This window comes from Flavobacterium sp. FlaQc-48 (assembly GCF_044007335.1).
Classification (GTDB): domain Bacteria; phylum Bacteroidota; class Bacteroidia; order Flavobacteriales; family Flavobacteriaceae; genus Flavobacterium.
The window spans coordinates 1-18,833 of the sequence record NZ_JBIPCR010000030.1; the positions used below are offsets into that span (position 1 = coordinate 1).

Consider the following 18,833-nt stretch of genomic DNA (forward strand, 5'->3'; position numbering starts at 1 on the left):
TGAAACCTGAAACCTGAAACCTGAAACCTGAAACCTGAAACCTGAAACCTGAAACCTGAAACCTGAAACCTGAAACCTGAAACCTGAAACCTGAAACCTGAAACCTGAAACCTGAAACCTGAAACCCTATTTCGCGGCATTAAATTCATTAATAATATTCACTGCTTCGTTGAGGTACGGATTGGTTTTTAAGTTGTCGATCTGGTATTGATTTATCGTTTTGTCATTAGGATAAACACCCAGCAAAAATTGATTTACACTGGAATTATAAACATCCAGCGGATTATTTTCATCATTAAAAGTATTGATTTCAGTCCAAAGTGAATTTACCGTTTTTTTCTGTTTAAAAACAGCATCCAGAGTCATTGGGAGTTCTGCTTTAGGCGTATTTACCAGTTGATCAATTTTTACATTGATTTTTTTTATATTATTAAAAAAGTAATTATCGGCCAATCTTGTTGTACTGTTTTTTGCCAGTTTATCAATAAGGCTTCTTTTTACATACGGTTTATACTTTAAAAACGGCTGAATACTGTCATTTTTAATGGCAGTTGGAAAATCACTTTCTTTTTGATAAACACCTTCATAGAATTCAGGTAAAACCACATCCGGTTTTACTCCGATATATTGATGGCTTTTTCCGGTAACCCTGTAAAATTTATTAATCGTAATTTTTAGGAAATCGGTATTTTTACTTTCGTCCAGCGAAAGAATCGTTTGCATGGTAGCTTTTCCAAGTGTATTGCTTCCTATTAACAAGGCACGATTGTAATCTTGTAGTATAGAAGAGAAAAACTCACTGGCCGAAGCTGTATTACTATTGACCAGAATAACAATCGGCCCTTTATAAATCAAGCCTTTATAAGGATCATTAATAACCGACTTGGTCTCTCTGTTATCCACAACAATAGAAAGAGGCCCATAATCGATAAACATTCCGGCTAACTTAATCGCTTCTTCCATCGATCCTCCACCGTTGTCAGTTAAATCAATTACAAGTCCTTTGATGTTATCCCTTTCCAGTTTTATCACTTCGCGGGCAACATCATCGGCACAGCCTTTTCGGCTATTTCCATCTAAGTCAGCATAGAAACTCGGAATTTTGATGTAACCAATTTTGCTGTCTTTTCCGATAATGAAACTAAAAACAGAATTATCTTCATCCTTCATCACCTGCTTTTCGACAGAAACATCAAAGCTTTTGCCTGAGTTTCGTTTTAGCGTCAGGGTGATATTTTTATTAGATTCTGATAAGATCATGGTTGAAATAGATTCTAAAGAGGCACATGAAACCTGCAAGGTTTCTTTTTGATTGGAGATCGAAACAATCTGATCGCCTTTTTTGATTTGCCCTGTTTGATACGCCGGACCATTTGGATCAAGTTCGGCTATTATAATTTCATTTTTTTCGTTCAGGTTAACGGTCATGCCCAAAGACAAATGTTCTTTGGATAACGACGCTACAAAACTCGTTTTAGAATCATCGCTAAAATAGGCTGTATGCGGATCAAAATAAGTACAAAAGAAATTATACAGCTTTTCTTCCTGTTTGAGGTTTGTTTCTAAAAGTGTGTTAATACGGCAAATTTCATTAGAAAGAATTAAGTTTTTTGATTTTAGTTCGATAGACTTAAAATTCGTTTTAATAGAGTCTAAATTATCGCTCGTTTCAGCAATTTCATCCAGAATCTGATAACGGATTTTTTTAAGCCATACTTTTTCTACATCTTCTTTTTTAAGATAAAAAGGAAAAGATTTTTTATAAAATCGGATGGTATCATTTTTATTATAATCGATAGGATTTTTTTGGATCTTTTCAAGAACGGCTTTGGTTCTCAAAAGGCCGGTTTTATATTTATCAGTAATATCAGCTAAAAAGTCGCATTGGTCGCTAAGAATAAGATCGTCGAGATTGGTACGATATTTATCGGCCAGTTCGTCATATTCTGTTTTTAAAAATATATTTCTGGAAGGATCCAGTTCATTTATAAGATTATCAAAAACAAAAATCGATAAACTATCGTCTACCGGTTTTGGCCTAATATGTTCTGCCTGAATAAGTGCATTTATTTTATTGACGATCTCGCAGGTGCTGCTACTATTTTGGCTAAATAGAGCATTTGTAGCTAATATCAATACGAGTACTATTTTTTTCATAAATCGAATATCTTCGTTTAGCCTAAAATTACATTTTATTTTTTGATAAAAAGTTACATTTTTTGTAAAATTTCTTACATCAGAACAATTTGTTTTTAGTAAGAAATTCAGTTATGACTTCGCTCTGATCCTGAATTCATTGCAAAAAAAATGCGCTACTTTTTAAGTAACGCATTTTTAAATATCTGTATTTAAAAACTATTTCTTGTAAAAAGGCAGTTTTACCACTTTTGCAGGAACATCATTTTTTCTGATTCTGATAAAAATATCACTGTCAACAGCACTATTGTTTACCGTAACATATCCTAAACCAATACCTTTATTCATAGAAGGCGACATAGTTCCGGATGTTACAATACCAATTACCTCGCCCTGAGCATCAACAATTTCGTAATCATGCCTTGGTACCGCACGTTCCTGCATTTCAAAAGCCACTAATTTTTTAGTAACACCCGCTTCTTTTTGTTTTTTTAAACTTTCAGAATTAGTAAAATCTTTTGTGAATTTGGTAATCCATCCTAATCCGGCTTCAAGCGGAGAAGTCGTATCATTAATATCGTTTCCGTACAAACAGAATCCCATTTCCAGACGCAAAGTATCACGGGCAGCAAGACCAATTGGTTTAATGCCAAAAGCTGCACCAGCTTCAAAAACTTTGTTCCAAACTTGTTCTGCTTCGTTATTTTTGCAATAAATTTCAAAACCTCCGGAACCGGTATATCCTGTAGCCGAGATAATTACATTTTCGATTCCTGCAAAATCACCAACTTCAAAATGATAATAAGGTATTGCAGATAAATTGATAGATGATAAAGCCTGCATTGCTTCAACTGCTTTTGGTCCCTGAATGGCCAATAAGGAGTAATCATCAGAAAGATTTTTCATTTCAACACCCAAATCGTTATGAGATGAAATCCAGTTCCAGTCTTTTTCAATATTCGAAGCATTTACAACCAGTAAATACTGCTCTTCTTTCATTTTATACACAATCAAATCATCCACGATTCCGCCTTCATTGTTTGGTAAACAAGAATACTGTGCTCTTCCAATAGTCAGAGTCGAAGCATCATTTGAAGTCACTTTCTGGATCAGGGCCAAAGCATTTGGACCCGTTAACAAAAATTCCCCCATATGCGAAACGTCAAAGACGCCCACACTAGTACGAACTGTTTCGTGTTCAGCATTTACGCCTTCGTAAGTAATAGGCATGTTATAACCGGCAAAAGGCAGCATTTTCGCTCCCAAACTCTCATGTATGTGCGTAAGCGCAGTATTTTTCATTGTGTTGTTTTATAAGATTGTGTGGCAAATTTATTCAAAAAATATCTAAAAATGATAGTCTAAATTATAAATTTCGCAATGATTAGGAGCAATTCCCGCTTTTCGTTACAAGTCCTCATAAAAAAAGCAAAATTTCTAATGTTCTAAAAAGAGCTTCCGCTGGTCGCTTTTTTAGAACAAGAAATTTTTGCTTTTTTTACTCCGGGCTTTCCACTACAATCCGGGCTATGAAATTCCGGTAACAAGAAACAATTTCCTTTTCCTTTTTTATGTAACTTTAATAACCTAATTCAATCCGTGGGTGTAATGAATAAAAAATTAATTAAACACATAGAAACATAACTTTTATGATTTTGAAAAAGTAAATCAAAAGAAACTAGTTTCTCACTCATAGCTATGTGTATTAATGCAAGTGAAACGCCTTTTTTGAATTCAATCATTCTATGTTTCTATGTGTTTAAAAAAATATACGCGATGTATTAATTTATTATTAAAGACGACAAAAGATAGAGACGACAGCGAATTAAAAATCTCTTTTTATCCGCGTTTTTTCGAAGTAAATCCGTTTCATCCGTGTTATAAATAAGCATCAGCCTGAACCCAAAGGGGATTAAAAAAATAAACAATTAGACAAAACAAACCCAAATGAAAGATCCGCTTTTAATCACCAAAGAAGAAATTCTAAAATTCTACAAACCCGTAAATCCTCATACACACAAAGGACTTCAGGGGCATGCCGTGATTATTGCCGGAAGTTATGGTAAAATAGGGGCTGCGGTTTTATCCTCAAGATCCTGTTTAAAATCGGGCTGCGGACTCGTAACGACTTTTACGCCAAAATGCGGCTATCAGATTCTGCAAATCTCCATTCCTGAAGTGATGGTTGTTACCGATGAAAATGCGAATTTCATTACCCATATTCATTTTCCAGTACAAGCACAAGCAATCGGAATCGGCCCCGGGATAGGGAAGGAGCTAGGTACACAAAAAGCATTATTCGAATTTTTAAGAATCAATAAAGTCCCATTAGTTCTCGATGCCGATGCACTGAACATCTTATCAGAAAATCAATCCTGGCTGGAATTAGTCCCTGAAAATACGGTTCTTACACCACATCCTAAAGAACTCGAACGCTTAATAGGCAAATGGAATTCTGAATCTGAAAAATTTCAGAAAACAATCGCTTTTTCTGAAAAATATAAAGTAATTATCGTCATGAAAGGTGCACCAACCTACATTATCAACAAAACCGAAATCTATGAAAATACGACCGGAAATGCTGCATTAGCCACCGCAGGAAGCGGCGACACGCTAACCGGAATCATAACCAGTTTTATAGCGCAGGGTTACGAACCCAGATACGCTGTAAAACTTGGCGTTTATCTTCATGGTCTAACCGCTGATATGGCTTTGCCACAAACCGGTTATCAGTCGTTTATTGCTTCTGATATTATTGAGAACTTAGGAAAGGCGTTTTTGGAGATAGAAAATGTGCCAATGAGATAATTTGCCAATGAGATAATTGAGACTTTAGCTCTTAATTTTAATGATTTTATTAAGCATCTAATGTCAGGCTGAGCGAAGTCGAAGCCCACGTTTCAATTGCTACGCCTTCTCTCGAAGCCTCGGGATCGCTCAGGATGACAAAAATGACGACAATTGGAATTTGGAATTTTTCAATTGGAATTTTTTATCATAAACTTTTGATCAAAATATCACAGATAAAAATAAAAAATCCGCCTTTTTCCGCGTTTTCGCTTTAGCTCCCGAAGCCTCGGGACGTTTCATCCGCATACATTTTTCGCATAAAGTTTTGCTCTTAGCGGTTAAAGAAGCAAATCTAAGAAATCTAATAAGTCTAAAAATCTAACAATCTAAATTAGTAAGTTTGTATTTCAGTAAATACTGCTTATGAAAAACAATTTCGATCTCAGAACGGTAAACGTTACACGATACATAACACCTTTGCGCGAAGGCGGTTCTTTACCCGCTTTGGCAGAAGCCGATGACGATTTTAAATACGTACTAAAATTCAGAGGGGCCGGTCATGGCGTAAAAGCTCTAATAGCCGAATTAGTGGGCGGACAAATTGCAAAAGCCTTAAAACTACAACTACCCGAACTGGTTTTCGCCAATCTTGATGAAGCCTTTGGAAGAAGTGAAGGTGACGAAGAAATTCAGGATTTACTGCAAGGGAGTCAGGGCTTAAATCTGGCGCTGCATTTTTTATCCGGAGCCATAACCTTTGATCCCGTTGTAACAACAGTTGACGCAAAACTAGCTTCGCAAATAGTCTGGTTAGACGCCTATATTACCAATGTCGATCGTACGTTTAGAAATACCAATATGCTAATTTGGCATAAAGAGTTATGGCTTATTGATCACGGAGCGTGTTTGTATTTTCATCATTCCTGGAACAATTGGGAGCAACACGCCAAAAGTCCTTTTGCATTGATAAAAGATCACGTTTTATTGCCGCAAGCCTCACTTTTAAAAGAAGTTGATGCGGAATTTAAAGCGATTTTGACTAATGAAATTCTGGAAGAAATTGTTCATACAATTCCGCTTGAATGGCTGGATTGGGAAGATACCGATGAAACACCAGAAGCCTTGCGAAACGTTTATTTACAGTTTTTGCAAACCAGATTAAATCATTCCGAAATCTTTGTAAACCAAGCCCAAAATGCAAGATAGTCACTTATATGAGTATGCCGTAATTCGCGTGGTGCCCAGAGTGGAGCGTGAAGAATTCCTGAATATCGGAATCATTATGTTTTGTAAAAAAGCCAAATTTATAAAAGTTTTATACCACATAAACGATGCTAAAATCGAAGCGCTGTCCAATGATTTTGACCTTGAGCAATTGCATTGTAATATAACCGCATTAGAAAAAATCACAAACGGGGCCAAAGATGGCGGTCCCATTGGCGAAATGGATATTCCGGAACGTTTTCGCTGGTTAACAGCCATTCGAAGTTCAGCCATTCAGACTTCAAGACCGCATACAGGTTTATCTGAAGATTTAGAAAAAACCATTCAGCGTTTGTTTGAAGAACTGGTTCTTTAGAAAAAAAGGTTCAGAGGTTCAAAGCAACAAAGGTTCAGAGGTTTTTTTAAAGTTGCTGAGGTGCTAAGTTTTTTTATCTGTCAAAGCTTTATGAATTTGCGTCTTTGCGCGCAAAATCCCACACAAGCTAAAAAAAACTTAGCGGGCATTGCGTAAATCCTTGCGCACCTTGCGGTTAAAAAAAAAGAAAAAACCACGAATTACATTAAACTGTAATCCGTGGTTTTCAACTAAACTAACTCTCGTTCTTTTCAAAACTATAGTTTTCAGGCAAATAATTTGAAATTATGGAATTTTAAAGATGTTTGTCAATTAAAAAGAACCGCAAACATTTCCACCCAAAGTTGCACCAGCTCCGGCTCCGCCAGTAATATCAGCTTTAACCGCTGAAGCAGCAAGTGTTACGATGGAATACGGAGGAGTAAAAGAAGTTTTACTTCCTGCAGTATTTCCGCTCGTATTTGTAAATACGTTACCAACTGCTGTAACAGCTGTGTAACCCGTCATTAAATCGATAGGTGTTTTTACTCCTTCAAAAACATTATTTTCTACTTTAATATCAGCTTCAAAACCGGCGGCAATACATTTGTTACTTACTGTACTATTAAAGTAACTGTTGATAATATGTACTTTTCCAAAACGAACTCTTGGCATTCTTTCTTTACATCCGGGAGCCCACCAGCAACGGGCAAAAGTAATTCTCAATTTTCCACGATCACCTGTAGCACCATCGCTTGAACCAATCAGGTTAGAATATCTGTGGTCATCAGAACCTCCGGAACCTCCTGCTTTTGGTGGTTTCAGGTAATGGAATTTAGAATAAGTAACTGAAATATAATCAGATTTATTTTTGATGTCAAAGTTTCCGTCAACACCATCTCTAAATTCACAGTGGTCAACCCATACGTTTGTACATTCGTCCAGAATAGCATTGTCCCAGCCATCAGTGTCATAAGCACCAGGTCCTTCAAAAATAAGATTTCTAATGATGATGTTTTTACATCTTTTGATGTTGATAATACCAGACGCATCTTTGGTTTGGTTAGTCGAAACCAATTTGGCACCGCTTGCACCATAAATCGTTTTACCGGTTTGGTCCTGAAATGACAATCTTGTAGTTACCGTAATAGTACCGCTAACTTTGATCACTTTTACGGCGCTGTTTTCAATTGCAGATTTCAACTGAGCATAGGTAGTAACAGTTGTTTCAGCAGCACTTCCTCCTCCGGTTGTACCTCCGTTTTGTGAAGCCCATCCTGGAACTGCAGCACAATTTCCAACTTTTGCAGTTAAACTGCCAGAAGCAGGAGTAATAGTTTCAATAATAGCACTCTCATTGTTTGGAGTAGCAATTTCTTCGGTGTTACAAGCTGTAAAACCGAATACCAGTGTTAGTAGGAACACTGACAATGTGGATTTTAATTTCATAATAATAAATTGGGGGTTTATATTAATTTAACAATGCAAAACTGATTATAAATATTCTGTAAAAAGTTGAACAAGTTCAATATTTTGAAAATAAATTGATCAAAAGTGTTTTTTTAACAGTTGTTAATTTACAAAAATGTATAAAAAGGCTACTTTTACGTAATCGATTACATTTTTTTTAATTCATTCAAAACTTACGCCCCAAGTAAGAATAAAAGTAAAAACACATGTACAAACCCCTCAGATTAAGTATCGAACGCAAAATTCCGTTAACAGATGAAGAATGGAAATTTGTCGTTGAAAAAACAGAGTTTATTAAGCTCAAGAAAAATGAATACCTGCAAGTTCAGGATTCAAACAGTTCTTATGAAGGCTTTATTTTAAAAGGTGCTTTCAAAACCTACATTTTGAATGACAATGGCACCGAAAGCGTCATTTTCTTTTCTTTCGAAAACGAATGGATGTGTGATCTCGAAAGTTTCTATCATCAAAAGCCTACAACCTACAACATCAAGGCAATTGAAGACAGCGAGATTTTAGTCATTAGTAAAACAAACAAAGCTATCTTATTCGAACAAGTGCCTAAACTAATACAGTTTCATATCATCATGGTCGAAAAAGCCAACATCGCTATTCAACAACGGCTTATAGATGTGTTAAACAAAACCTCCAAGCAAAGGTATCTGGAGTTTATCGAAAAGTACCCGCACAAAGTTGATAAAATCAACAACAGAAATTTATCTTCCTATCTCGGTGTCTCGCACGAGTTTTTGTCGAAGATTAAAAAAAGGGTTTAAAAAGGTTCAAAGGTACACAGCAACAAAGGTTCAAAGGTTTTCCGTAGAGGCGCACAGCAGTGCGTCTAACTTATTATTGAAAAAAATCGCGCGAAGTCGCAAAGAAAAATAAAACTTTGCGCCTCTGCGTCTTTACGCGATTAAAAAAATATTACATAAAAACTTAGCGAACCTGGCGTAAACCCTTGCGGCCTTTGCGGTTAAACATGAAACATGAAACATGAAACCCGAAACCAATAAAACTAAATTTTAAAAATCCAATATTCCAGCGAGGCATTCATTAGAACAATGAAGCTTTATATTTTCCTTTTTTTGATTTTCAATGACTAATAAATCATAAGGTTCCAGATAGTAGGGCTTCTCATTAATTTTAGTAACTGTTGTCTGTAAAGAAAATATAATTATTATTTCAGCATTATAATTTTGGTGGCTATTCGCTATTTTCAGTTTGTGATGGCCTGTTTTTTCAGAAACCATCCAATTGAAATCAATGCCTTTTGTATAAGAAGTCACTTCATCATCCGAATTAAATTCCATGATTTCATATTTCTCATATATTTTGTTTTCTTTATTTACCTCAATATGCAGGGAGTTATCAAGCATAACCAGGTATCGGTAATAGCTTTTAAATCGGGTAAATTCTGAAGGAACTTCCTCTATTGTAGCACTGCTTATCCTGAATACAAAATCTCTATTAGTATAGTTTGCTGTTTTGGGATAGATCATATATTCATACGTCAATCCGCCACTCCAAATAGAGGCTTTGCTATCTTTTTTAGGCAAAAGAATTATGTTCATTTATTGAATATTTTAATAAGATTTCAAGTTTCCAAATATATCTTTAACCCTGTTTTTAAATGAGCTTATATCACTTATATGGTAAAAAAACCTTGCGTCTCTGCGACTTTGCGAGATTATAAAAGTCAGGCTATAAAAATCTTAGCGAACCTGGCGTAAACCCTTGCGGCCTTAGCGGTTAAACTCTCAAAGCCTTTTTTCCAGATGAATAAACTCTAAAGGCTTATCAGAAATATTAATATGAATATCACTTGAAGGAAAAGGTTCCCTTTCGCCTGTATCCACATAGCCGTGACGTTTGTACCAGGCAATAAGTTCTGCACGAACCGAAACAACGGTCATACTAAGCGTAGACAATCCCAAAGTTTTAGCATGAACCTCAGCTTCTGCCAACATCTTTTTTCCGATACCGCTATTTTGTAATTCAGGAGAAACAGTTAACATCCCCACATACAATTGATGTTCTTTCTCGACCAATAAAACCGAACCAATAATTTGGCCGTTCTCAGTAAACTTCAGGAATGTATTTTTAGGATCTAAAATGATTGCTGTTAATTCTTCTTCGGTTGTTCTTTTTCCTTCTAATAAATGAGCTTCTGTAGTCCAGCCTTTTTTAGAAGTTTCGCCTCTGTAGGCTGAGTTTATTAATATGTTTAATGATGGAATGTCTTGTAATGCTGCTTTTGTGATCATGAATTATAGTAATTGTAATTTAGCTTCTTTAAAATTAGAAATTAGCTTTAATATTTTGCAGGTTCGCCAGCTTTAGGCAATGATTGCTTTATGAATGTTCTGATGTCTTCATTTGCAGCTTCTAAGTCAGCTTTTCTTAAATACATCATATGACCGCTTCTGTAGCCTTTCCATGACATTCGATCGGTTAGTTTTCCGCTTGTATCCATTTGCCATAAATTGTATTTAGAATTAAAATAGTCACAGGCACCATCATAATATCCTGATTGCACCATGACATGTAAATATGGATTTTGAGCCATGGCTTGTCTCAGGTTTTCCCCGGTTTTATCATTAGATCTGTCCCAAGGATGTACAGAACCAAACATATTGTATTTAAAGTCCGTTTTGTAATTAAGATTATTACGAACATACATATTGATGGCAGGCGTAAAGGAATGTAGCCAAGACGTAAGTTCGGCATTAAAATCCGGACTTTCACCAGAATCCTTACGGTCAATTCCTTTGTATCTTGAATCAAGTCTTCCTATTGTATAACCTTTATCTCTCAACAGTTCTTTCCAAAAATAATCATACGGAACGTCTAAATTATTTTGCAGGATCACTTTCTCAGAAATACCAGAATAATGTGCCATTTTAGAGGCAATTTCTTTTCTTTTTTGTTCTTCCAAAGATCCTCCTTTACTTAATGCAGGAAGAAGTTCGTTGATAGTAAAATCTTCAACCTCGGGTAACATAGCAGTTAAATCTTTGTTTTGAAGATCAGGACTAAGCATTTTGTGATACCAGGCAGTAGCTGCAAAATAAGGTAGTTTAAGGGCAGCGTTAGAAACAACGCCACGGGTTATCCCTAAATCAGTAGGGGATACCAAAATCACTCCGTTTAGATACATCCATTGATTGTTTTGTAATTGAAGCGCTAATCCCGAAACACGCGTTGTACCATAACTTTCTCCTATCAGGTATTTAGGTGAAGCCCAACGATTAGAGCGGGTTACAAAACCATTGATCCAATCGGCTAAGTATTTGATGTCGGCATTTACGCCGAAGAACTTTGTAGTAGGAATTTCTTTGCTTGTAGGTCTTGAATAAGCTGTGTTGACAGGATTTACAAAAACGATATCAGCAACATCTAAAATAGAATAAGGATTTTCCTTTATTCCGTAAGGCTGTACAGGGTATCCTTCATCATCAATATTTAACAAACTTGGTCCCGTATAAGCAATCTCCATCCAAACCGAAGCAGAACCCGGACCACCATTAAATGAAATAACTAAAGGACGTGAATCCCGATCTTTTACATCAGAGCGCTCATAATACGTATAGAATAATCCGGCAATTGCTTTTCCGTCTTCGTCCCAGACAGGCATCGTGCCGGTTGTTGCTTTATAAGGAATTTTTTGTCCTTTTATTGTAGTGGTGTGATTTGTGATAACCTGAGAATCCGGATTGAAAGTAAGATTAGCAGTAGAGCTTTCTTCTTTTGCAACCGGCGGTTTATCGGCTGCTTTTGGTTTTGACTCCTGCGCGTATGAAGTAAAAAATCCAACTAAAAGGAATGAAATTAAAGTTTTTTTCATAGAAGTATGGGTATGTTATTATTGGGTATTTTGATGTTCTAAACAGTTGACTAGAATTAGAGTTTTTAAAGATATAAAAAAATAGTAAGTGATGATTTTAGTCTTTAAGAAGACCAGGATATTTTATGAAAGTGTTTAGTAAGGAAGTTTTTGATTTTCTATTGAATAACCTTCCGTTTTGGCTAAAGCCCAATTTGTCAGTTTATATAATTATGAAAAGAGTATCTTACAAAAACAGTTTGTTTTTTACCTAAATTTATTTTCGTTTAAGAATTTTAAATATCTTTGAATTATGAGTACAGCAATAAAACCAAAACATATCGGCAGAAATATAAGCCGTATCAGAGAGCTTAAAGATATGAAACAGGAAGCACTGGCATATGCTTTAGGGACAAGTCAGCAGACCATTTCGGCTATTGAAAACAGCGAAACTGTAGACGAACAAAGACTAATTGAGATAGCAAAAGCTCTTGAGGTTTCTGTTGAAGCGATTAAAAACTTTTCAGAGGAAGCAGTTTTTAATATTATTGGAAATACTTTTCAAGATCACGGAAGTATTACGACAGGTAATTACAATTGCAATTTTAATCCTTTAGATAAAGTAGTTGAACTTTATGAACGTTTGGTGCAGGCTGAAAAAGATAAAGTTGAATATTTAGAGAAATTATTGAACGGGAAATAATGTTTTTAAACATATATTAAATAAAAAAAGAGATCTATAAGATCTCTTTTTTTATTCTTGATTTTCTTAAGTGATAAACTCTTTTTATTGAGTTTTAATAAGTTTTTAATTTTCAAAAAAACTTATTAAAACTTATCAGATAGATCATGTGGAATTTTAACTAAATCCCGAAATGCTTTAATATTGGAATGATTAGAATACTTATCACGAAGATTTTTTGCAAAATAAAAAGTAAATACAAATGTGGACAATGAAAACAATCCTGAAATTAAAAGATTTGATTTATATTTTGTTAAAATTTCATTTGTTTTGTCAATTTCCCAATTGGCAAGATTGAAAACGTATAAAATCGAGCAAATAAATAGTATTAGAAGAATTGAGCATTGAATCCATGATTTTCTTCTCCATTTCTTAACTTGCTGTTGGAGATATTTTTCTTTTTTTTCATTTTTTAATTGATCCAATAGTTGAAGCTTTTCATTTCTTTCAGTTTTAAGCGCTTCACTTAAATTATCAATCAATGATTTGTCATGCTCAAACTCTTGATTCATTTTTTCTACTGATTGTTCAAGTAAAAGTTCTTTTTCTTTTAATTGCTCCTCTTTATGTGTATTTTTAGATCTGGCCTTTTGTAGACCAGATAATTGCGATTCAAATTTTTTGAATAATTCTTCAAATTTTTCTACTCTTTCGTCTTCAAATTTTTGTTGTATTTCTGCTTGAACTTTAAGTTTTGAAACGAATTCGGCTGTGTCGGTGTCAGCTAGTTTGTTAAGTTCTGAAACATTCTTTATTTGTTTATTGGCAATTCTGGTTGATATATTTAAGATATCTCTATCAGAAATATTTTCGCCTCTATATTTCTGGATGTTTTTTTCTAGATCCCTAATAATGTTTGCTTTAGGTAATGATTCATTTAATGTATATGCGACAATAGAAGATAATCCAATCTCTATGAGGTCATCGTTATCTAGACTTGAATTTATTCTTGGTTGACTTAGCCATAAAATGTTAAGTAATTCATCTACTTTAATTGTTTCCTTTTGATACTCAAATGTTGTTTTTTGTTCTTCACGAATATCATATATTTCATGGGAAGTTGAATTATTTACAAGCCAGCAATTTACTTTTTCGAATTCTCTAATTTTTTTCGTTCTTTTTTCTTTTACATAAAGAATTGCAATTGTATCATGTAAGGCACTGATGTTAGATGATCTAATTTTTTTAAAATTTTCAAGTTCTTGACTTTTATTTGCTTTCGCCTTTAGTGCATCAGTATAAATGTTAATGGAAATACCAAAAGATTCTATTGTCTCATCTAGATTGTCAGCAATTCTTTCGAGATCATTAGATTTTAGATTCCTCCTTTCACATGCGTTATAAATGTCTTCAGGATTAACTCTTCGTGATAAAAATGAATTGTCTAATGTTTCTGCCTTTTTACGAATTAGAAATCTAATTTCTTCTACTGTTTCGTTTAAAATTGTAAACTTGAATTGAAGATTTTTTCCAACCTCAATCAGTTTTTTGCATGTATTTGTTGATTCAGGGGTATTTAAATCAATAAGACTTATTATAAAATTTGTATCAAAGAGCAGTTCAATTTCTAGTTTCAAATTTTCGGTTTTATATTCAAGAAAACTAGAGATAATAGATCCTAAATATATTCGTCTAACTATATCAAAAACTTTAGGTACTTTTTTAAAAAAATCGACAAAATGAGCTTCAATACTATAATCATATCCATTTGGTGCAACTTCATTCGATAGATACCTAGAAATTGAAAGCTTATTTTTATCAATAAAATTGAAAATAGAGGTATTATCTTTTCTTTCTAGGTTATGAATTTTGCAAAAGTCTTCAAAAATTTTCTCTAAACTGATTGTTTCTCGTTTTATTTCCTGAATTTTGTATTCAAAATCCTCGAAATAAAATGAGTTTAACATAAATGAATTATCATTATTTACTGTAAATTTATGTTCTTCAATAGTATTAATTTCATTTGCAATTTGTACACATATAGTTTTTAAGACAGGAAGTGGAAAATCAATTGAATAAAGCTTTTGTGCTTCGCATTGAATTTCCATTAATGATTCTCCTTTAAAAATGCCTTTAGCGTTTAATTTATGCAGTGCTCTTTTAATAAGAGGTACAAAAACATCAACAGGACCATTCATCAAAGCTCCTGAATTTCTGATATGTGCTAAAAGACTATAAGTAATTGCTTTATTTTCTACCATTGCGTTTTATTATTGTAATAATTCAAACATAAAAATTTAAATTATCTTTAGCTGAGAAAATAGATTTAAATTATGAACATTTATATGTTGATATTTTTAAATAAAGTGTATTTTTTTAGTTAAATTATTATCTAAAAAAAAACAAATTACACGAAACTAAATGTGAGAAATATACCTCAAAAACACCTTCAACTCCTCATAAGTCCCAATCTTAACGCTTACTTTATCCTCATTAATAACACTTTCAATTTGTTCCGGAATAGGAAGTGTAATCCCTAAAGCAGGCTCAACAACATCCATAAATTTAATAGGATGCGCCGTTTCTAAGAAAACACCAATCGCATTCTCGTGTTTTTGAAGTTCTTTTTTCAAACCTAAATAATCCACAGCCCCTGCTGTGCGAAGTCTCCCGACTTCGTACACATTACTATTTTCCATTTACATTGCATAACTGGAACGGGTACGAAGTCGGGAGACTTCGCACAGCGCTTGATACTTCGCATAGCTTGGGTATCTCTTTTTTATGTTTAAATGAAGATATTTTGTGGCTTTATTTATCTTTTAAAATTTATTACAATATTATTATTGTCTATAATTCTTAATTCGTCCAGCCAATGAAAACTCATCTCTTGTAGATTTCGTTGAAGAAAATTAATAATATTTCTAAACTCAGGAATTATTGATATAATATCAAATTTTGGAATAACAAAATGTTCGTCAATTTTAAAGTATTCCGAATATTCAATTTCGTACGGAATCTCGTAAATCTCATTGTCTGTTGATATTCTTAGAATTAATGTGTCAAAAGACATATGATCATTCTTATAAACTGCAATCTCAATTATTCTACTTAGATATAGCTTGTGGTTATTTTTATTTATAGAAAACAAAATACCTTCTTCCTCTATTTTTATTTTTAGCGAAGATTTATTTATTCTCAGTTCATTCCATAAATCTATTTTGATCATACGATTTACCAGGTTACAATGATTATATGTTTGTCATGAACGTTTTTATACCGTTTTCAAAATTGAATTTATCATCATAGGGTATATTAGCTTCTGTTTCATACTGAATGATTAAATCAGAATCTTCCAAAATAAAAACTCCAAACCCTTTTATTACGTGATCTTCATTTGTTGAAGGAATTTCCATTACTTCTATTAGTTTATCAGTCATGAAATTGCAAAAGTCGCTATCTTCAAATTGTAATTTATCTAAATAAAAAGTTATGCTTCTACTACTTCCAATCCAGTCAGGACCAATATCACAAAGAACTTTCCACTTAACTGTTAAAGTTTTATTTTCTAATTCTTTCTTAAGCTCTTCTATTGAATTCATTAGGACGTTTCTTTATTTTTAAAATTTTATTTCAAATTATGGAAATTGCATCCTATGCTCAAATTGTTCAGGAATATAAATATGGTAAGGTTAATTTCAAATAAACGACTGAAATAAATCTCAGCCGTTTATTATAATATAAATTTGCTATCCCAAAAACGCCTTCAATTCCTCATAACTAGAAATCTTAACGCTTACTTTGTCCTCATTAATAACACTTTCAATTTGTTCCGGAATAGGAAGTGTAATCCCTAAAGCAGGCTCAACAACATCCAAAAACTTAATAGGATGTGCCGTTTCTAAGAAAACACCAATCGCATTCTCATGTTTTTGTAATTCTTTTTTCAAACCTAAATAACCAACAGCACCGTGTGGTTCTGCGATATAACCATTTTTGCTGTAAATATCTTTTAAAGCTTCAAGCGTTTCTTCATCCGTATAACTATAAGAAGAGAAATCTTTTTCGAAAGCTTTTAAATCGTTATTATATAATTCCTGAATCCTGATAAAGTTACTTGGGTTTCCAACATCCATGGCGTTAGAGATTGTTGCTTTAGAAGGTTTTGGATCGTATTGTCCGCTTTCTAAGAATCTTGGTACAGTATCGTTTACGTTTGTAGACGCAACGAAATGCTCAATTGGCAAACCTAATTTCTTAGCCATAATTCCGGCGCAGATATTCCCGAAGTTTCCGCTTGGGCAAGAGAAAACCAATGGTTTGTTTTGGCTTTTCAAAGCTTTATAAGCAAAGAAAAAATAAAACATTTGCGGTAACCAACGTGCAATATTGATAGAATTTGCCGAAGTCAGGTTTTTATGCGCTAAACTTTCATCTAAAAACGCTTTTTTGACCATATCCTGGCAATCATCAAAAACACCGTCAACCTCAAGGGCTTTGATGTTTTTGCCTAAAGTCGTCAATTGCTTTTCCTGAATATCGCTCACTTTTCCTGACGGATATAAAATCACAACATCAACACCGTCAACGCCAAGAAATCCGCTGGCAACAGCACCCCCGGTATCTCCGGAAGTGGCAACCAAAACGGTGTTTTTACTGTCTTTTTTGTCTTTGTTAAAATACGCCAGACAACGTGACATAAATCGTGCTCCAACATCTTTAAAAGCCATTGTAGGCCCATGGAATAATTCTAATGAATAAATTCCCTTTTCGACTTCAACAACCGGAAAATCAAAAGATAAAGTTTCTTTTATAATCTCTCTTAAATTGTCCTCTGGAATTTCATCGCCCACAAATTGCTGAATCACATCAAAAGCGATATCGTTATGGCTTAGATTTTCGATTACATTAAAAAATGCAGGATTTAATGGCGTAATGGTTTGAGGAAAATACAATCCTTTATCACTCGCTAATCCTTGTATTACGGCTTCTTTAAAAGAAACTTCCGGGGCATTATGGTTTAAACTGTAGTATTTCATGGTTTTTTATTATTTAACCGCAAAGGACGCAAGGAATTAGTTTCTTTTGAAAACGCAGAGTTCGCAAAGCTTTGTGGTTTTTAAAGTTCAATAATTATTATTCGGTTTTTTTGTCATTCCGAGGAACGAGGAATCTCCGCGAGAAGCTCGACAAAGATTGACTCACATTACGGAGTTACTTGTGGAGATTCCTCGTTCCTCGGAATGACAAACGTTATCTTAATTCTTCTTACTTAATACATTTCACATTTTACAAAATGCGGACACCATCGGGATTAATTTTCGAAACGTGAATTTCATACGGTAAATTCATTTTTTCGTAAACATCGCTCATGGCTTTGGCGATTTGGTCTGCGGTATCTTTTCCTCTGCTTAGAGCAAAAATCGACGGACCAGAACCTGAAATTCCGGAACCTAAAGCGCCGTTTTCAAGAGCTGTTTGTTTGATTAAATCAAAACCCGGAATCAAAACGCTTCGTAAAGGTTCTACGATTTCGTCATGAAGCGATCTTCCAATTAATTCATAATCTTTGGTGTATAAACCTGCGATTAATCCGCCTACATTTCCCCATTGCATGATCGCGCTTTTTAGGGAAACGGTTTGTTTTAATACTGAACGCGCATCAGAAGTTTTTAACTCGATTTGAGGATGAACCACCGTTGCGAACAATTCCTCCGGACTATCAATCCTGATAATATCAAGCGGAGCGTAACTTCTTACCAAAGTAAAACCTCCCAAAAGGGCAGGGGCAACATTATCAGCATGTGCGTTTCCGCTCGCTAATTTTTCGCCCTGCATGGCAAATTGCACCAAATCTTTACGGGAATAGGGTTTTCCTAATAATTCATTTATCCCGAAAACCGCTCCGGCAGAACTTGCGGCGCTGCTTCCAATGCCGCTTCCGGCTTTGATGTTTTTGTAAATTTCGATTTCAAATCCAAAATTTATTGCTTGAAAATCTCGTTCGTAAGCTTCAAGCATTGCAATACCAGCCACGCCCGAAACATTTTTCTCCGTTTCCAAAGGCAAATCGGCACCGACAATTTTAGTAATGCGAATTCCTTTTTGATCTGTTTTTCGAACAATCATTTCATCACCCGCATTGTCTAAGCAAAGTCCAAGTACGTCAAATCCGCATGATAAATTTGCAATTGTAGCGGGACAGAATAATTTTATTTCCATTTTTTTAAAGGTTCAGAGGGGCAAAGGCTCAGAGGTTCAAAGGTTTTGCCAATCATTATTTTTATTTTAAGGTTCAAAGTGGCAAAGGTCCATAGGCGAAAAGGTTTTTAACTTTGTCCCTTTGCACCTTTGTACCTTTGTACCTCATT

Annotated in this window: 16 protein-coding genes and 1 pseudogene; 5 read left to right on the forward strand and 12 right to left on the reverse strand. The window is 34.4% G+C overall.

Annotation, left to right across the window (positions count from 1 at the left end; genetic code table 11):
- Positions 1 to 126: 126 nt before the first annotated feature.
- Complete coding sequence (locus tag ACHRWY_RS27040) at positions 127 to 2,157, reverse strand: S41 family peptidase (RefSeq protein WP_395359048.1); 2,031 nt, start codon at positions 2,155 to 2,157, stop codon at positions 127 to 129.
- A 198-nt stretch (positions 2,158 to 2,355) separates the two neighbouring features.
- Positions 2,356 to 3,438, reverse strand: coding sequence for a glycine cleavage system aminomethyltransferase GcvT (gene gcvT, locus ACHRWY_RS27045; protein WP_395359050.1), 1,083 nt, complete (start codon positions 3,436 to 3,438; stop codon positions 2,356 to 2,358).
- A gap of 645 nt (positions 3,439 to 4,083) precedes the next feature.
- Here gcvT and ACHRWY_RS27050 point away from each other — a divergent pair.
- From ACHRWY_RS27050 to ACHRWY_RS27060, 3 genes are all read left to right on the forward strand, one after another.
- Positions 4,084 to 4,944: an NAD(P)H-hydrate dehydratase gene (locus tag ACHRWY_RS27050; RefSeq protein ID WP_395359052.1), complete on the forward strand. Its 861-nt coding sequence runs from the start codon at positions 4,084 to 4,086 to the stop codon at positions 4,942 to 4,944.
- A 405-nt stretch (positions 4,945 to 5,349) separates the two neighbouring features.
- The gene (locus ACHRWY_RS27055; protein ID WP_395359054.1) at positions 5,350 to 6,132 is read left to right on the forward strand and encodes a HipA family kinase; all 783 of its coding nucleotides are present in this window, start codon (positions 5,350 to 5,352) and stop codon (positions 6,130 to 6,132) included.
- A complete protein-coding gene (locus ACHRWY_RS27060) occupies positions 6,122 to 6,505 on the forward strand; it encodes a DUF3037 domain-containing protein (protein ID WP_395359056.1) in 384 nt (127 codons plus the stop codon). Before ACHRWY_RS27055 ends, ACHRWY_RS27060 begins: the two co-directional genes overlap by 11 nt.
- Before the next feature lie 312 nt (positions 6,506 to 6,817).
- On the opposite strand, the gene ACHRWY_RS27065 is transcribed toward ACHRWY_RS27060, so the two are convergent.
- Entirely contained in the window at positions 6,818 to 7,933 is a 1,116-nt protein-coding gene (locus ACHRWY_RS27065) for a polysaccharide lyase family 1 protein (protein WP_395359057.1), read from the reverse strand.
- Between the two features lie 227 nt (positions 7,934 to 8,160).
- Between ACHRWY_RS27065 and ACHRWY_RS27070 the strand changes: the two genes are divergently transcribed.
- Positions 8,161 to 8,730 carry a Crp/Fnr family transcriptional regulator gene (locus ACHRWY_RS27070; RefSeq protein WP_395359059.1) on the forward strand — a complete coding sequence of 190 codons (570 nt, stop codon included), beginning with the start codon at positions 8,161 to 8,163 and terminating at the stop codon, positions 8,728 to 8,730.
- A 249-nt stretch (positions 8,731 to 8,979) separates the two neighbouring features.
- Here the strand turns inward: ACHRWY_RS27070 and ACHRWY_RS27075 are convergent, their stop codons facing one another.
- The 3 genes from ACHRWY_RS27075 to ACHRWY_RS27085 all read right to left on the reverse strand — a co-directional run bounded on the left by ACHRWY_RS27075 (position 8,980) and on the right by ACHRWY_RS27085 (position 11,801).
- A complete protein-coding gene (locus ACHRWY_RS27075; protein ID WP_395359061.1) occupies positions 8,980 to 9,528 on the reverse strand; it encodes a HutD family protein in 549 nt (182 codons plus the stop codon).
- A gap of 186 nt (positions 9,529 to 9,714) precedes the next feature.
- Positions 9,715 to 10,221: a GNAT family N-acetyltransferase gene (locus ACHRWY_RS27080; RefSeq protein WP_395359063.1), complete on the reverse strand. Its 507-nt coding sequence runs from the start codon at positions 10,219 to 10,221 to the stop codon at positions 9,715 to 9,717.
- 47 nt (positions 10,222 to 10,268) lie between these two features.
- Entirely contained in the window at positions 10,269 to 11,801 is a 1,533-nt protein-coding gene (locus ACHRWY_RS27085) for a S10 family peptidase (protein ID WP_395359065.1), read from the reverse strand.
- Between the two features lie 292 nt (positions 11,802 to 12,093).
- On the opposite strand from ACHRWY_RS27085, the gene ACHRWY_RS27090 reads away from it, so the two are divergent.
- Positions 12,094 to 12,483: a helix-turn-helix domain-containing protein gene (locus ACHRWY_RS27090; protein ID WP_395359067.1), complete on the forward strand. Its 390-nt coding sequence runs from the start codon at positions 12,094 to 12,096 to the stop codon at positions 12,481 to 12,483.
- A 125-nt stretch (positions 12,484 to 12,608) separates the two neighbouring features.
- On the opposite strand, the gene ACHRWY_RS27095 is transcribed toward ACHRWY_RS27090, so the two are convergent.
- The 6 genes and pseudogenes from ACHRWY_RS27095 to ACHRWY_RS27120 form a co-directional block, all read right to left on the reverse strand.
- Positions 12,609 to 14,723 (reverse strand): hypothetical protein, encoded by a 2,115-nt coding sequence (locus ACHRWY_RS27095; protein WP_395359069.1) that lies wholly within the window; start codon positions 14,721 to 14,723, stop codon positions 12,609 to 12,611.
- Between the two features lie 156 nt (positions 14,724 to 14,879).
- Positions 14,880 to 15,116: pseudogene (locus ACHRWY_RS27100) on the reverse strand (threonine synthase); the annotation flags it as partial.
- A gap of 161 nt (positions 15,117 to 15,277) precedes the next feature.
- Positions 15,278 to 15,535 (reverse strand): hypothetical protein, encoded by a 258-nt coding sequence (locus ACHRWY_RS27105; RefSeq protein WP_395359071.1) that lies wholly within the window; start codon positions 15,533 to 15,535, stop codon positions 15,278 to 15,280.
- 178 nt (positions 15,536 to 15,713) lie between these two features.
- Complete coding sequence (locus ACHRWY_RS27110) at positions 15,714 to 16,064, reverse strand: hypothetical protein (RefSeq protein ID WP_395359073.1); 351 nt, start codon at positions 16,062 to 16,064, stop codon at positions 15,714 to 15,716.
- A 147-nt stretch (positions 16,065 to 16,211) separates the two neighbouring features.
- A complete protein-coding gene (thrC, locus tag ACHRWY_RS27115) occupies positions 16,212 to 17,501 on the reverse strand; it encodes a threonine synthase (RefSeq protein WP_395359075.1) in 1,290 nt (429 codons plus the stop codon).
- Positions 17,502 to 17,751: 250 nt separating this feature from the next.
- On the reverse strand, positions 17,752 to 18,684 hold the full coding sequence (locus ACHRWY_RS27120; RefSeq protein WP_395359077.1) for a homoserine kinase: 933 nt from the start codon (positions 18,682 to 18,684) through the stop codon (positions 17,752 to 17,754).
- Between the last annotated feature and the right edge of the window lie 149 nt (positions 18,685 to 18,833).

Coding starts and splice junctions, on each gene's coding strand:
- ACHRWY_RS27040 (WP_395359048.1), bottom strand. CDS start 2,157: ATGAAAAAAATAGTACTCGTATTGATATTAGCTACAAATGCTCTATTT.
- gcvT (WP_395359050.1), bottom strand. CDS start 3,438: ATGAAAAATACTGCGCTTACGCACATACATGAGAGTTTGGGAGCGAAA.
- ACHRWY_RS27050 (WP_395359052.1), top strand. CDS start 4,084: ATGAAAGATCCGCTTTTAATCACCAAAGAAGAAATTCTAAAATTCTAC.
- ACHRWY_RS27055 (WP_395359054.1), top strand. CDS start 5,350: ATGAAAAACAATTTCGATCTCAGAACGGTAAACGTTACACGATACATA.
- ACHRWY_RS27060 (WP_395359056.1), top strand. CDS start 6,122: ATGCAAGATAGTCACTTATATGAGTATGCCGTAATTCGCGTGGTGCCC.
- ACHRWY_RS27065 (WP_395359057.1), bottom strand. CDS start 7,933: ATGAAATTAAAATCCACATTGTCAGTGTTCCTACTAACACTGGTATTC.
- ACHRWY_RS27070 (WP_395359059.1), top strand. CDS start 8,161: ATGTACAAACCCCTCAGATTAAGTATCGAACGCAAAATTCCGTTAACA.
- ACHRWY_RS27075 (WP_395359061.1), bottom strand. CDS start 9,528: ATGAACATAATTCTTTTGCCTAAAAAAGATAGCAAAGCCTCTATTTGG.
- ACHRWY_RS27080 (WP_395359063.1), bottom strand. CDS start 10,221: ATGATCACAAAAGCAGCATTACAAGACATTCCATCATTAAACATATTA.
- ACHRWY_RS27085 (WP_395359065.1), bottom strand. CDS start 11,801: ATGAAAAAAACTTTAATTTCATTCCTTTTAGTTGGATTTTTTACTTCA.
- ACHRWY_RS27090 (WP_395359067.1), top strand. CDS start 12,094: ATGAGTACAGCAATAAAACCAAAACATATCGGCAGAAATATAAGCCGT.
- ACHRWY_RS27095 (WP_395359069.1), bottom strand. CDS start 14,723: ATGGTAGAAAATAAAGCAATTACTTATAGTCTTTTAGCACATATCAGA.
- ACHRWY_RS27105 (WP_395359071.1), bottom strand. CDS start 15,535: ATGTCTTTTGACACATTAATTCTAAGAATATCAACAGACAATGAGATT.
- ACHRWY_RS27110 (WP_395359073.1), bottom strand. CDS start 16,064: ATGAATTCAATAGAAGAGCTTAAGAAAGAATTAGAAAATAAAACTTTA.
- thrC (WP_395359075.1), bottom strand. CDS start 17,501: ATGAAATACTACAGTTTAAACCATAATGCCCCGGAAGTTTCTTTTAAA.
- ACHRWY_RS27120 (WP_395359077.1), bottom strand. CDS start 18,684: ATGGAAATAAAATTATTCTGTCCCGCTACAATTGCAAATTTATCATGC.